The organism is Orrella daihaiensis, assembly GCF_022811525.1.
Taxonomy (GTDB): domain Bacteria; phylum Pseudomonadota; class Gammaproteobacteria; order Burkholderiales; family Burkholderiaceae_B; genus Algicoccus; species Algicoccus daihaiensis.
In genome coordinates this window covers 2766320-2780299 of record NZ_CP063982.1, presented here as the reverse complement: position 1 = coordinate 2780299, position 13980 = coordinate 2766320, and the positions used below count along the sequence as shown (strand labels likewise).

Annotated in this window: 17 protein-coding genes; 11 read left to right on the top strand and 6 right to left on the bottom strand. The window is 52.9% G+C overall.

The features are described 5' to 3' along the window. Positions 1-9: 9 nt before the first annotated feature. The 8 genes from DHf2319_RS12905 to lipA all read left to right on the top strand — a co-directional run bounded on the left by DHf2319_RS12905 (position 10) and on the right by lipA (position 6362). A complete protein-coding gene (locus DHf2319_RS12905; protein ID WP_243478760.1) occupies positions 10-960 on the top strand; it encodes an MlaD family protein in 951 nt (316 codons plus the stop codon). Between the two features lie 30 nt (positions 961-990). Beyond that, a complete protein-coding gene (locus DHf2319_RS12900; RefSeq protein ID WP_243478759.1) occupies positions 991-1554 on the top strand; it encodes an ABC-type transport auxiliary lipoprotein family protein in 564 nt (187 codons plus the stop codon). Positions 1555-1568: 14 nt separating this feature from the next. After that, on the top strand, positions 1569-2216 hold the full coding sequence (locus tag DHf2319_RS12895) for an alpha/beta hydrolase (protein WP_243478758.1): 648 nt from the start codon (positions 1569-1571) through the stop codon (positions 2214-2216). Between the two features lie 44 nt (positions 2217-2260). Beyond that, positions 2261-3469: a D-alanyl-D-alanine carboxypeptidase family protein gene (locus DHf2319_RS12890; RefSeq protein ID WP_369810198.1), complete on the top strand. Its 1209-nt coding sequence runs from the start codon at positions 2261-2263 to the stop codon at positions 3467-3469. A gap of 34 nt (positions 3470-3503) precedes the next feature. Continuing rightward, positions 3504-4403: a D-amino acid aminotransferase gene (locus DHf2319_RS12885; protein ID WP_243478757.1), complete on the top strand. Its 900-nt coding sequence runs from the start codon at positions 3504-3506 to the stop codon at positions 4401-4403. Beyond that, the gene (locus DHf2319_RS12880; RefSeq protein WP_243478756.1) at positions 4400-4684 is read left to right on the top strand and encodes a DUF493 family protein; all 285 of its coding nucleotides are present in this window, start codon (positions 4400-4402) and stop codon (positions 4682-4684) included. The genes DHf2319_RS12885 and DHf2319_RS12880 overlap by 4 nt, the downstream gene beginning before the upstream one ends. After that, entirely contained in the window at positions 4684-5340 is a 657-nt protein-coding gene (lipB, locus tag DHf2319_RS12875; protein WP_369810197.1) for a lipoyl(octanoyl) transferase LipB, read from the top strand. The genes DHf2319_RS12880 and lipB overlap by 1 nt, the downstream gene beginning before the upstream one ends. 62 nt (positions 5341-5402) lie before the next feature. Next, positions 5403-6362 carry a lipoyl synthase gene (lipA, locus tag DHf2319_RS12870; protein WP_243478755.1) on the top strand — a complete coding sequence of 320 codons (960 nt, stop codon included), beginning with the start codon at positions 5403-5405 and terminating at the stop codon, positions 6360-6362. Positions 6363-6369: 7 nt separating this feature from the next. Here the strand turns inward: lipA and DHf2319_RS12865 are convergent, their stop codons facing one another. The 6 genes from DHf2319_RS12865 to DHf2319_RS12840 all read right to left on the bottom strand — a co-directional run bounded on the left by DHf2319_RS12865 (position 6370) and on the right by DHf2319_RS12840 (position 11039). Continuing rightward, the gene (locus DHf2319_RS12865; RefSeq protein WP_243478754.1) at positions 6370-6951 is read right to left on the bottom strand and encodes a cob(I)yrinic acid a,c-diamide adenosyltransferase; all 582 of its coding nucleotides are present in this window, start codon (positions 6949-6951) and stop codon (positions 6370-6372) included. 15 nt (positions 6952-6966) lie between these two features. Continuing rightward, positions 6967-8298 carry an ATP-dependent protease ATPase subunit HslU gene (hslU, locus tag DHf2319_RS12860; RefSeq protein ID WP_243478753.1) on the bottom strand — a complete coding sequence of 444 codons (1332 nt, stop codon included), beginning with the start codon at positions 8296-8298 and terminating at the stop codon, positions 6967-6969. 10 nt (positions 8299-8308) lie between these two features. After that, entirely contained in the window at positions 8309-8842 is a 534-nt protein-coding gene (gene hslV / locus DHf2319_RS12855) for an ATP-dependent protease subunit HslV (protein WP_243478752.1), read from the bottom strand. Positions 8843-8911: 69 nt separating this feature from the next. Beyond that, positions 8912-9373, bottom strand: a complete 462-nt coding sequence (gene dksA / locus DHf2319_RS12850; RefSeq protein WP_243478751.1) for an RNA polymerase-binding protein DksA — start codon at positions 9371-9373, stop codon at positions 8912-8914. Positions 9374-9433: 60 nt separating this feature from the next. Continuing rightward, positions 9434-10525 carry a CobW family GTP-binding protein gene (locus DHf2319_RS12845; RefSeq protein ID WP_243478750.1) on the bottom strand — a complete coding sequence of 364 codons (1092 nt, stop codon included), beginning with the start codon at positions 10523-10525 and terminating at the stop codon, positions 9434-9436. Between the two features lie 133 nt (positions 10526-10658). Continuing rightward, positions 10659-11039 (bottom strand): Fur family transcriptional regulator, encoded by a 381-nt coding sequence (locus DHf2319_RS12840; RefSeq protein WP_243478749.1) that lies wholly within the window; start codon positions 11037-11039, stop codon positions 10659-10661. Positions 11040-11300: 261 nt separating this feature from the next. Between DHf2319_RS12840 and DHf2319_RS12835 the strand changes: the two genes are divergently transcribed. From DHf2319_RS12835 to DHf2319_RS12825, 3 genes are read left to right on the top strand one after another with little or no spacing between them, the layout of a single operon-like run. Then, complete coding sequence (locus DHf2319_RS12835) at positions 11301-12089, top strand: metal ABC transporter ATP-binding protein (protein ID WP_243478748.1); 789 nt, start codon at positions 11301-11303, stop codon at positions 12087-12089. Next, positions 12089-12955 (top strand): metal ABC transporter permease, encoded by an 867-nt coding sequence (locus tag DHf2319_RS12830; protein ID WP_243478747.1) that lies wholly within the window; start codon positions 12089-12091, stop codon positions 12953-12955. Before DHf2319_RS12835 ends, DHf2319_RS12830 begins: the two co-directional genes overlap by 1 nt. Before the next feature lie 13 nt (positions 12956-12968). Next, the gene (locus DHf2319_RS12825; protein WP_243478746.1) at positions 12969-13970 is read left to right on the top strand and encodes a metal ABC transporter solute-binding protein, Zn/Mn family; all 1002 of its coding nucleotides are present in this window, start codon (positions 12969-12971) and stop codon (positions 13968-13970) included. Positions 13971-13980: the final 10 nt, after the last annotated feature.

Genomic DNA, 13980 nt, shown 5'->3' with positions numbered 1-13980 from the left:
CCAATTTCGATGGAAAACCGAAGTCACGCCTTGCTCGCTGGATTATTTGTGCTGCTGTTGGTGATTGCCGCAGCCGTTGCCGCTGTGTGGCTAGGGCGTAAAGATGTGACCTACCAACCCTACGTGCTGATTTCCAAGTATCCGGTGGCTGGCTTGTCCATACAGTCGCAAGTTCGTTATCAAGGTATGGCAGTCGGTCAGGTTCAAGGCTTATCGATTGATCCGGTTGAACCTGGCACGATTCGCGTTGAAATTGGTGTGATTCCTGAGACGCCCATCACGAGGGGTACGTGGGCTGAAATAGCCACACAGGGGGTAACGGGGATTTCCAATATTGATTTGCGCGACGATGGCGAGCAGCCTGAGCGGGTATCAAGTAGTGCTGCCGATCCTTATGAAATACCGGTTAGACCCGGATTTTTTCAGAAGCTTCAAAGTGCAGGCGTTGGCATGCTCGAGGATGGTGAGGATGTGCTTGATGACTTGCGTAAATTTGTGACTGAAGAAAATGCCCAGCGTTTTGCGGTACTACTAGAGAATGCAGAAAAGCTCTCGGACAACTTAAATCAGTCGGTGGTGAAGATAAAGCCGACCCTAGATGCATTGCCAGCGGTGATCTCCAAGCTAGATCAAACCTTGGCAAAGTTTGATCAATTCGGATCAGATATTTCAAGCTTGAGCCAGTCGGCACAAAAGACCATTGATTATCTGAATAGCCCGGGCGGACCTTTGACGCTGGCAACGCAAAGCTTGGCACAACTGCAGCGCTCAGCGGCGCAGCTGCAATCCTCTACCCTGCCTGAAATCAACCGGATGATCGATGATATTTCCTCGGCAGCCAGATCGTTTAGTGGTGCCGCCCGATTGTTTGAGCAGTCTCCCGATTCCGTGCTCTTTGGACCGCCAGTTGTTAGACCAGGACCCGGTGAGCCAGGATTTAGTGGTTTTAATCAGGAGTAAATTTGCATGCGTTCAAGAAGGCGATGGTTGATGGGTGCTTTATCACTGCCGCTTGCAGGTTGTAGCCTCGGTAAGGTGGCGCCCGCACCCAAAGAGCTTGACCTAGGATTGCCACCGACCACTGAACCAGTTTCTTGGCAATTCAAAGCAATCGCACTGCCCGCTTTTAATCAAGCCAAGCAGCTTGGCTTTGAGGATGTGATTTGGCGGCTAGGCGTCGATGGCCCGCCCAACCGATACGCAACTTATCGGTGGAGTGCACCACCCGCCAGACTTGTGCGCGAGCGGTTGTTTGAGCAACTGTCTTTGCATGGGGCAGTTTTAACTGAGACGATCAATGCTGATATGCCTCAGTTGCGTGTCACCTTGATGCAATTCGAACAAATCTACGCGTCTGATGGAGCTAGCAATGAGGCTCTCGTCACGCTGCAAGCCGTGCTCGTGCGTGATGGGCAGGTGCTGGGCCAGTTTCTGGGTACTGAGCGTGAGCTTGCTCGTGCCAATTCGGCACCAGCCGGCGCAGTGGCATTACGTAGCGCCACCGATCGACTGATCGGAAGGTTGATGCAGTGGTTATCCAATAAATTGAACTAATTGACAACGTATTCATGAAATCAAATCAGACTGAAATCACGACGTTCGAGGGTGCAGCCGGGGTTATTGATTGTGCTATTGATTGGCCTGTTGATGAGCCAGTTGGCTGGGCGTTGGTGTTGCATCCCAATCCCTCCCAAGGCGGTACGCGCGAGAACAAAGTAGTGACAACGATTGCTCGAGCCTGCGTACAACGTGGGCTCGTCGCGGTGCGGCCAAACTTTAGGGGGATTGGTGATTCAGCCGGTTCGTTTGACGAAGGTCGTGGCGAAACCGATGACATGGCTTTGCTGGTGGAGCAGTTTCAGAAACGTTATCCAGACCTTGCTGCTGGTCTTTGGGTGCTTGCGGGCTTCTCGTTTGGCACGTGTATTGGCGCGCAGCTGTATGCCCGTTTAAAGCAGGGCGGTGAGGCCTTACCGCATTTGGTTATTTGGGCGGGGTCTGCGGTGCTGAGGTTTCGGCATGGTCCGGTGGATGCGCCAGCTGATGCCCTGATCGTCCATGGAGAGAATGACGATGTCGTGTCCTTGGAAGAAGTCATGCAGTGGGCTCGGCCGATCGATATGCCCGTGGTGGTGGTACCAAATGCAGGTCACTTTTTTCATGGCAAGCTATTGATTTTGCGGGAGTTAGTGCAGACGCGCCTGAAGTCCTTGTAAGATGACGGTTTGTCATTTCATTAATTAACAAGAGGAAATTGCTGATGATGGTAGAGGCTTCAAAGTGGCGCATTCTGGTGGCAGCTGTGGTGATGGCGAGCCTGCCCTTGCAAGCGTTCTCTCAGGCAGCGCAGCAATCGACTGCAGTCTCTGTCAGCGCGCCGTTGGCTGAAGTCTCGGCAGTTTCAACCATTGCCAAGCCCGTGGTGGCTGCTCGTGCCTGGATTCTCGTTGATGCCGTCACGGGTCAGACCATTGCCGCGCAAAACCCTGAGCAATCGGTGGAGCCGGCCTCACTGACCAAGATCATGACGGTCTACATGACCTTCGATGCATTGAAAGAAAACCGCATTACCCGTGAGCAGCAGGTGCCGGTTTCAGAAAAAGCCTGGAAGACGCCTGGTTCTCGGATGTTCATTGAGCCACGTAAGCCAGTGACAGTGGATGAGATTATTCAGGGCATTGTGGTGCAATCAGGCAATGACGCGTCAGTAGCGATTGCTGAAACCTTGGCGGGCACGGAAGAGGCCTTTGCCCAGCAAATGACAGAAAAAGCGCGTGCGCTTGGCATGACTGATACGACGTTTAAAAACGCCAGTGGTCTGCCTGATCCACAGCACATCACAACAGTGCGTGATCTGGCTATCCTGGCGCAGCGTATGATTGCCGATCATCCCGACAAGTATCAGGTGTACTCACAGCGTGAGTACACCTACAACAACATCAAACAAGCCAACCGCAACCGTCTGCTTTGGGCCGACCCATCGGTCGATGGCATGAAAACAGGTCACACCGAGGCCGCGGGCTACTGCCTGATCTCGACGGCGCAGCGTGGCGAGCGCAGGGTGATTAGCGTGCTCGTGGGTGCTGAAAGTGAGTCCACCCGTGCCGAGGAAAGTTTGAAACTCTTGAACTGGGCATTTCAGAATTTTGATACGGTCAAACTCGTTGATGCTGGCAAGGCAGCTGTTCAGGCACGCGTTTGGGAAGGTACGACAGAAACTGCAAACCTCGGGACCACGAGTGCGATCTGGTTGACCATTCCACGTGGCAAGACCGGTGATGTCAAGATGGTCACCCAGCGCCCAGACCCGCTGTTGGCGCCGTTACAGGCGGGCCAGCGTGTTGGCACTTTGACCTTGACGTTAGATGACAAGCCGCTACGAACTCTGCCGCTTGATGTACTAACACCGGTTGAGCAGGCCGGGTTTTTGGGTAGAGCGATTGACCAACTTAAGCTCTGGCTGCAGTGACAGCCAGCAGTGACTCACAAGGATAGAACCAAGCATGTTTGAGGCAATTCAAGGCGTTGACGGCGATCCCATCGTCTATGTGAATGGCGATCATGTGCCGCTTTCAAAGGCTGGGATTTCAGTGCTGGATCGAGGCTTTATTTTTGGGGATGGCATATACGAGGTGGTGCCAGTCTACTGGCAGCAACCATTTCGCATGCAAGAGCATCTCGATCGTCTTGATCGTAGTTTGGCCAAGATCGAAATTGCACAGCCGTTCACGCGAGAGCAGTGGCAACACCTCATCGTTGACTTGCTTGCGGCTCAACCCAAGCGTGATCACGCCATGGTCTACATTCAGGTCACGCGAGGTGTGGCTAAACGTGATCACGCGTTCCCCAATCCACCAGTCAAACCCACGGTGTTTGCAATGGTTGCCCCCATGACACCACCGGGCGATTCGTTAAGAAGTCAGGGCGTTAGGGCAGTCAGCATGGAGGACATGCGCTGGTTACATTGCGACATCAAGTCGGTTTCCTTGCTTGGCAATGTGTTGGCAAAGCAGGCTGCTATCAAAGCCGGTGTGGATGAGGTGATCCAGTTTCGCAGCGATATCTTGACCGAAGGGGCTGCTTGTAACGTCTGGATGGTTGAGGGTGGCAAGGTATACGGCGCTCCCAAAGACAATCGAGTGCTAGAAGGTATCCGTTACGGCCTGTTTCAGGAGCTTTGCGAGCGCTGTGGCCTGGACTTTGTGCTTGAGCCTGTGTCGCGCGACCGGGTCATCAGAGCTGATGAACTAATGGTGTCCTCAGCCACGCGGGAGGTTTTGCCGGTGGTTGAACTCGATGGCAAGCCCATCGGTCAAGGAAAGCCCGGACCGGTATATGGGCGTCTACGTCAGGCCTACGACGATTGCTTGTCTGCCCTACGTGGTCTGGAGGTGTCTTCATGACCGAGCAGAACAATGGTTCACATAAGACATCGTTGATTGATTATCCCTGTGACTTCCCGATCAAGGTCATGGGCAAGCAAGATCCCAATCTAGCCCAGGCGCTAGCCGAAGTGGTGCAGACTCACGATCCAGAGTTTGACCCCGCAACGGTTGAAATCAGAATGAGTGCCAAAGGCAACTATGTGGGGCTAACGTTCACGGTCAGAGCCACGTCACGCGAACAGCTCGATAGTCTTTATCGGGCTTTGCATGGACATCCGCTGGTGTCAGTGGTGCTCTAGTGGACCTGATTGCCACTGAGCTTGCCGGGGTAAGGCGCTGGCCAGATTTGGCATCCTATGTTGAGTCTTGGCAAGCGATGCAGGCATTTACCGAGAATCGCGCACCGGATACCTTGGATCAGCTTTGGTTAGTTGAACACAGTCCGGTGTACACGCTCGGACAAGCTGGCAAGCCAGAGCATGTGCTTCATCCTCGGCATATCCCCGTTATCAAGTCTGATCGTGGGGGTCAGGTTACCTACCATGGGCCAGGTCAGGTGGTGGTGTATGTGTTGGCAGACCTAAAACGTACCGGTCTGACAATACGAGCTATGGTTCAAGCTCTGGAGCAGGCCGTGATCATGACCTTGGCTGAGTTTGGTTTGACTCAGGCCTGCCGCAAGCCTGGTGCGCCGGGCGTTTATCTTGCACAAGACGATGGCGAGCTTGCCAAGATTGCTGCGCTCGGTATCAAGGTCAGAAAAGGTTGCACCTATCATGGGGTTGCGCTTAACGTCGATATGGATTTGACACCCTTTGAAGGCATCAATCCTTGCGGCTACGAGGGCCTAAAAACGATCAGCATGGCCAGCTCAGGCGTCAAAGCGGCCTGGGAATCTGTAGCCGTGACCTTGGCAGGGAAAATCATTTCTGAATGCCGTCTGCGAGTAGAATGATGTTTTAGGGTTCTCCCTTAGGGCTTAATCATTCGCCCTGCCAAGACTTATCAGGACTGACCATGTCGAGTGCACCGACCTACGATCCAACTGCCAAACAAAAGTCAGAGGCCAAGACCGCGCGTATTCCGATCAAGATCGTGCCGGCAGAGCGCCTGAAAAAGCCTGAATGGATCCGTGTAAAAACAGCACCGGCAGGTTCCCGGTTCTATGACATCAAACGGATTCTTCGCGAGCACAATCTCTACACGGTTTGCGAAGAGGCTTCTTGTCCCAATATCGGTGAGTGTTTCGGCAAGGGCACAGCCACGTTTATGATCATGGGGGACAAGTGCACTCGCCGTTGCCCGTTCTGTGACGTCGGTCATGGACGCCCGGACCCCCTAGATCAGGATGAGCCCATTAATTTAGCTAAAACGATTGCTGCCATGAAGCTTAATTATGTGGTGATCACTTCTGTGGATCGTGATGATCTGCGCGATGGCGGGGCAGCCCATTTTGTGGAATGCATTGAGCAAGTCAGGCGTTTATCCCCGAACACCAAGATCGAAGTTTTGGTGCCGGACTTCAGAGGCCGTCTTGAGCGCGCCTTGGGCATATTTGACTTGGCGCCGCCCGATGTCATGAATCACAATCTGGAAACGGTCCCACGTCTATATAAGCAGGCTCGGCCTGGATCCGACTACGGTCATTCACTCAAACTGCTCAAAGACTTTAAAGAACGTTGCCCTGGGGTACCAACCAAATCAGGTTTGATGGTGGGTCTTGGTGAAACCGATGAGGAAATCCTTGAGGTCATGCGTGACATGCGTGCGCATGATGTGGATATGTTGACCATCGGTCAGTATTTGCAGCCCTCGGCACATCATTTGCCGGTGCTGCGCTACGTGCATCCGGACACGTTTGCGATGTTTGAGCGCGAGGCCTACGCCATGGGATTTACCCATGCAGCCGTCGGTGCCATGGTGCGTTCTTCATATCATGCTGATGAACAGGCGCACAAGGCTGGCGTGACGGCTTGATGTTGTATCAACCAGTTTTATTCCAAAACACATCGGGTTCGCCGAGTGCTTGATTGATCGATCGAGCTATGTTGAACATCAGATCTGACAAGCGATTTAAATAACGTTGGGCAAGTAGCTTGTCTGGGTCACCGTCATTTAATTCAGCCTGATGCATGGCTACGACCGAGCGTTCAGCCCGGCGACATACGCTTCGAACGATGTGCGCTTGGGCTGATAGCACCGAGCCACCTGGCAAGATGAATTCCTTCAGACTTGGGAGCTTGCTGTTTAACGCTTCAGATTCCTTGTCCAGGTGGGCGAGTTGCTCGGGTTTGAGTTGGCTGTAGCCCGGAATCGCCAGTTCACTGCCTATATCAAATAATGCATGCTGTACGGGTTTCAGGGCCTTACTGAGCGGTTTCAAGTGTTCATTGTGTGGTACCTCGGCCATTTGGGCTAATAACAGTCCTAGCTGACTGTTCAGCTCATCGACATCACCAAGCGCAGTAACCCGCGGATGCGTCTTTGATACACGCGACCCATCTGCCAGGCTAGTGACACCTTCGTCACCCGTTCGAGTGGTGATGATGGTTAGTCTATCAGGCATCAGGTGCTCCTTTTTTTAGAGAACATAGCGAGCCAGGTCCTGACTTTGTGCCGTTTCTTGCAGCTTGTCGTTCACATAGGCTGCATCAATCACAATGGTTTGACCGCTGTGAGACGTGGCATCAAACGACACATCCTCCAGTAAGCGCTCCATGACGGTGTAGAGACGACGGGCACCGATATTTTCTGTTTGTTCGTTGACATCAAATGCCAGCTCAGCCAGACGTCGGATGCCCTCGTCGGTAAAGTCAAGGTGGACTTCTTCCGTTTGCAATAACGCCTTGTACTGTTTGGTCAAAGAGGCATCTGTCTCATTCAGGATCTTGACAAAGTCATCAGCTGACAATGAATCGAGCTCTACCCGAATCGGGAATCGACCCTGCAGTTCAGGAATCAAGTCTGAGGGGCGCGACAAATGAAACGCACCGGATGCGATGAACAGAACGTGGTCGGTACGGATCATGCCATATTTGGTGGTGACCGTTGTGCCTTCTACGAGTGGCAACAAATCTCTTTGTACCCCTTGGCGTGAAACCTCAGCAGTGCCGCCTTCATTACGGGCTGCTATTTTGTCGATTTCATCGAGAAACACAATGCCGTGTTGTTCAACTAGTCGAACCGCATCAGTCTTGATATTTTCTTCATTGACCCGTTTGGCTGCCTCTTCTTCGACAATTTGCTTGAACGCGTCCTTGATCTTTAGTTTGCGGGTTTTTTTCTTGTCGTGTGACAGGCCGGCAAACATGCTCTTAAGCTGTTCAGCCATATCCTCCATCCCGGGTGGTCCGAGGATGTCCATCTGCGGGATGGGTGCGTTGACATCAATTTCGATTTCGGTGTCGTCAAGCGCGCCTTCGCGCAAGCGCTTGCGAAACGTTTGTCTTGCGGTTGACTCCTCGCGAATGGGCGAGCCGTCTGCTGCTCGCGGTGGGGCGATCAGCACATCAAGTATGCGGTCTTCTGCGGCGTCCTCAGCCTGTGTCTGCACCCGTTTCATGGCTTGCTCACGGGTTTGCTTGACAGCCATCTCAGCCAGATCACGAATGATGGTATCAACATCACGGCCGACATAGCCGACCTCTGTGAATTTGGTGGCCTCGATCTTGATAAAGGGGGCATTGGCGAGTTTGGCCAGACGTCTGGCGATTTCAGTTTTGCCAACACCGGTTGGTCCGATCATCAGAATGTTTTTAGGGTGAATTTCGTGACGCAGTGGTTCGGCAACCTGCTGTCGGCGCCAACGATTTCGTAGCGCGACGGCGACGGCTTTTTTAGCGGCATGCTGGCCGATGATGTGTTTGTCTAGTTCAGAGACAATTTCTTTTGGGGTCATATTGTTCGCGGACATGGCTCTACGCTCACAGGACTTCAATGATGTGTTCTTGATTGGTGTAAATACAGAGATCGCCAGCAATCGTCAGTGACGATTTCACGATCTCTTCGGGCGGCATTTCGGAGTGTCTTAACAGCGCCAAGGCAGCAGATTGTGCATAAGCGCCCCCAGAGCCAATGGCAGCCAGGCCGTTTTCTGGCTCTAGTACATCGCCGTTGCCGGTTAGCACCAAGGTGTGTTCGTGGTCAGCGACGATCAGCATCGCCTCAAGTCGGCGCAAGATCCGATCGGTGCGCCAGTCGCGTGAGAGCTCAACAGCGGCACGCATCAAATGACCTTGATGCTTTTCGAGTTTGCCCTCAAACCGTTCTTGCAGGGTAAAAGCGTCAGCCGTCGCCCCGGCGAAACCGGCGAGTACCTTGTCGTGATACAGCCGGCGGATTTTGCGGGCAGTGCCCTTGATGACGATGTTGCCTAGCGTGACCTGTCCGTCACCGCCCATGGCGACGCGGTTGCCGCGCCGCACGCATACGATGGTCGTCGCGTGAAATTGTTCCATAACTACCTTCGGAGGGTTGCACCAAGCCAGGCGCGGCTGACTTGGTGGTGGTATCTACTTGTACTGGCGTCAGTCGCCGAACATTTTCTGACGCATTTCGCGTCGTTCTTGTGCTTCAAGCGATAGCGTGGCCGTCGGGCGTGCCAATAGGCGGGGAACGCCGATGGCTTCACCAGTTTCTTCGCACCAGCCATACTCGCCTGATTCGATACGAGCCAGTGACTGCTGTACTTTCTTGAGCAATTTGCGTTCACGATCCCGTGTTCTGAGTTCGAGCGCGTGCTCCTCTTCAATGGTTGCGCGATCGGCTGGGTCTGGTACGAATTGCGTCTCACGCAAATGTTCAGTGGTTTCACCAGCATTGGTCAGAATCTCATCCTCAAGCTGCTGCAAACGCTGCTTGAAAAATGCGAGTTGCCGCGCGTTCATATACTCCGACTCCGGCATTTTCAGCAATTCAGCCTCGGTCGGAATGGAGGTGTTATCAGCCTTGGCCGATTTGGTTTTTTTAGGTGCCGCCTTGGTTGCCATGCACTTGCTCCGTTTCTGTCAGTTATCGAACATGCGTCGATGCTGCCGTTGATGCTGCCCTTATGTCGCCAGACACTGCTCAAGACCCTTGGTCAGAATCTCTTGCGGTAGCTTGCGACCAATAAATACCATCTTGGTGGCTTTTTTCTCTTTTGGTGCCCAGGGCTTGCCAGGCTCCGCCCCCATCAACATGTGTACGCCTTGAAACAGCATGCGCCGATCAATGCCTTTCATGTAGAGGATGCCCTTATAACGCAATAAATCGGGTCCGTATACCTGAACAACCCCACCTAGGAATTCCTCGAGGCGCTCAGGATCGAACGGCTTGTCTGCTTTGAACACGAAGGCACCGATCTCGTCCTGATGGGCGTGGTGGTGATGATGTCCGTGGTCGTGGCCGTGATGGTGGTGATGATCATGGGCGTGGTGATGGTCATGATCATGATCATGCTTGGCATCCGGGTGAGTATCTGCCAGGAACTCAGGATCTATATCCAGAATGGAGTTAAGGTTAAATCCACTGATATCGATCACTTTGGCTAGGTCAACTTCGCCAAAGTTAACCACTTCAATCGGTGCGCGAGGATTCATGTGAACCAGACGCTTTCTGAGCACATCAAACTCTTGATCGGTCACCAGGTCACGCTTGGAGACCAGGATACGGTCGGCAAACCCGACTTGTTTCTGAGCTTCCTCTTGCTTGTCGAGCGTCTGCATGCCATGTTTTGCATCGACGAGGGTAATGACACTATCTAGGCGGAAATACTCGGCTACATCATCATCCATAAAGAACGTCTGGCAGACCGGACCAGGATTGGCCATGCCAGTGGTTTCGATAATGACGCGTTCAAAGTTCAGTTCGCCAGCCTCACGACGACGGCGCAGGTCAGTCAGGGTTCTAAGTAAGTCACCTCTAACCGTGCAACACACGCAGCCATTTGAAAGCTCAATAATTTCCTCATCGTGAACCTCCACGAGCAAATCGTTATCGATGCTTTCCGGTCCAAATTCGTTTTCGATCACCGCAATGCGTTTGCCGTGAAATTCCGTCAGGATGCGCTTGAGCAGGGTGGTTTTACCCGCCCCTAAAAAACCGGTCAGGATGGTGACGGGTACCATTTGGTCCAGCGGAATCGACGGGTTTTGTGTCATGGTGTATCGATACTTGCAAAAAAACTAACAACGGCCATGGCCTGGCTAGCCACGATCCAGAACAGGGGTTTTTAACCTATTTGCGCCAGCTGTGCTGAAATCCGCATGAAAATGGGGGCGATAGCACGAGATTTCAAGTAGGGATTGCGTTCTCGCAATCTGCACAGCGTCCGTAAAGTGTTACCTCATGGTCACTGACCTGAAAGCCGGGCGGCACCATTTGGCCGAAATCACCGGGGCAGGCGTGGATGTCGTACACCCGTCCACAGGCTTTACAGCAGAAGTGGTGATGATGCCCGTGCGCGAACTCGAATCTAGGATTTTCCCCAGGTAATTCAACTACTTGCAGAGACTCCTGCTCGATCAGCGCCTTCAAAGTCCGGTACACAGTGGCAATACCCAATGACGGCACCGACTTTTGGGCCATATCCAACACTTCAGTTGCCAGTAAAGGCCGATCAGCGCGTTGAAGTGCTTCACGAATCGCAGCCCGTTGTTTCGTGCTTCTTTCCATGGCTCTCACTTTAACCCAAGCTCAATGGTGTTTTTAGCCTCAGTTAGGGACTTATTAATGATAATGAATTATCATTATAATTAATTCCTCTTATAAAGTCGTGGACTTAAGATTTATCGGCGCAACCAGTCATGGCATCTCATCACCGTTCACACCCGCTTCTATGGGGCATTACCCGCCGATTGGCGCTGGTCGCTTTGCTGTTGGCGCCTCTGTGGTTCGCTGTCTGGCTCGTGACCGGTTTCGCAGGGTGATCTGATCGTGGATATTGCATTTTGTCTGTCGGATGTCACGATTGCCTACCACGGCCATCCAGCTGTTCACCACATCAGCGGTGACTTTCAAGCGGGATCGTTAACCGCGATTGTCGGACCCAATGGCGCGGGTAAATCGACGTTATTGGCTGCACTGGCTGGTTTACGACGGCCTACACACGGAAAGATCGAGCGCAGCGCTGACTTAAGCAGACCAGGTGCGGTGGCTTTTTTAGCGCAGTTATCCGGCATCAATTCAGATTTTCCATTACGGGTACTTGAAGTGGTCGCCATGGGAGCTTGGCCCCGTGTTGGCGCACTCGGGACAGTGGGTCAGCAAGAGCGCGAGGCCATTGACAAAGCGCTTGAACAAGTTGGTTTAAAGGGATTTGAAGATCGTCTGGTTGATGAGCTCTCGGTGGGGCAATTGCAACGCGTTCTGTTCGCACGTCTGATTGTCCAGAATGCACCTGTGATCTTGCTCGACGAGCCCTTTAGTGCGCTGGATGCGGCTACAACGCGCGACTTGTTGAGTGTGGTGTCGGGTTGGCACCGCGAGGGTCGTACGGTAGTCGCAGTGTTGCACGATCTGGACATGGTGCGTGAGCACTTCCCGCAGACCCTGTTGATTGCGCGCGAGTTGGTCAGTTGGGGGGAGACTGCACAAGCGCTATCCAATGCACATCTTGCTCAGGCCAATCACCGGTCGCTAGCCTGGCAAGACACGGCTTCCTGGTGTGAGGCGCCGGGTGTGGAGCATGTACACGTGCATGCGTCGGGCAAGGAGCATCACTAATGGATGCACTGTGGATGCCTTTTGTCGAATTTACCTTCATGCGGCGAGCATTGGTGGCGTCATTGGCCCTTGCTTTAATCAGTGGGCCCGTAGGCGTCTTACTGGTCATGCGACGCATGAGCTTGGCCGGTGACGCCATCGCTCATGCGGTGTTGCCCGGTGCGGCGGTTGGTTATTTCATTGCCGGCATGTCTTTACCCGTGCTGGGGTTGGGTGCTTTTGTGAGCGCGTTGTTTGTTGCATTGCTGGCAAGCTTTGTTGCCAGCAACACATCACAAAAGGAAGACGCCAGTTTGGCAGCGTTTCACCTGATCGCTTTAGCAATCGGGGTGACACTGATTTCGGTCAAGGGTAGCAGCGTAGACCTCATGCACTTGTTATTTGGCAGCATTCTCGCAGTCGATGCCAGTGCGTTGGTTTTGATTGCAGCGGCAACCAGTGTGGCGTTGGTGCTGTTGGCATTTATCTGGCGCGTCTTGTTGGCCAGTAGTTTTGATCCGTTGTTTTTGATGCAGTTTGGACAGTCAGGCAAATGGGTAAATCAGCTATTTATGTTGACCGTGGTTCTCACGTTTGTCGCCTGTTTCCAAACGCTGGGCACCTTAATGGCCGTGGGTCTGTTGATGTTGCCCGCCATCGCGGCGCGATCATGGTCGCGAGACATACCGAAGGCCTGCGTGCTCGCAAGCTTGTTTGCCATGGTCAGTGGCTCGTTGGGACTTTTGTTGTCGTATCACTTTAGCTTGCCGTCAGGGCCTGCGATTGTTTTGACGGCTGGTGCAATTTATTTGATGTCGCTTTTGTTTGGCGCTAACGATGGTTTGTTGTTGCGATTCATTCCAGTGGCACGTCATCGAGAATCTTAAGGAGGTTTGAATCATGAGAGTCAGATTGATTAAGTTCTTATCCTCTGTGGCAGCCTGCTCTGTCGTGGCTGTAATGCCCGCCTCGGCACTTGCCGCAAACTCAGAACCCGTCAAGGTGGTTGCGACCTTTTCTATTTTGGCGGATATGGTTCATCAAGTTGGCGGTGAAAATGTAATCGTGACTTCCTTGGTGGGTCCCGATGAAGATGCACACGTCTTTGATCCAAGCCCTGCTGATGCCAAAGCGCTGGCCCAAGCTGACGTCGTTGTCATCAATGGCTTGGGTTTCGAAGGCTGGATTGATCGATTGATTAAGTCTTCCGGATTCAAAGGAAAGCTCGTCGTGGCCACCGAGGGCATCAAGCCGATTGAAATTTCAGAGGCTAAAGACGATGGTCACGATCATGGCAAGCATTCGCATGATAAGCACGATAAGCACGATAAGCATAAACACGCCGATCACAAGCACGATCACCACGATCATGGTGATTTCGATCCCCATGCCTGGCAGGATTTGAGCAATGCCAAGATCTATGTAAAAAACATCCGTGATGCACTGCTTCAAGTCGCGCCATCGGCTGCTACTGACATCAATCTTCGCGCTGATCGATACGTCGCTGAGATTGATGCTTTGAATCAGCAGATACGCAACCGTCTGGCTGAAATTCCCGCTCAGGACCGGCGTGTGATTGCATCACACGGCGCGTTTGAGTATTTTGCGCAAGCCTACGACATCAAGTTCTTTTCTCTGCAGGGTTGGACGACTGAACGCGAGCCATCAGCCGCTGACGTTGCACGCCTGATCCGAGAAATCAAACATGACAAAGTCAGGGCCTTGTTCGTTGAGAACATGGCTGACCCAAGGTTGATGAACCGGATCTCCGAAGAAACGGGTGTACGTGTGGGTGGCGAGCTTTATTCGGATGCGTTGTCTGCACCCGGCACAGTGGCAGACACTTACCTCAAAATGTTTGCGTATAACGCCGATCTGATTTGGTCGACATTGCAGCAGTAATCTCGACGAG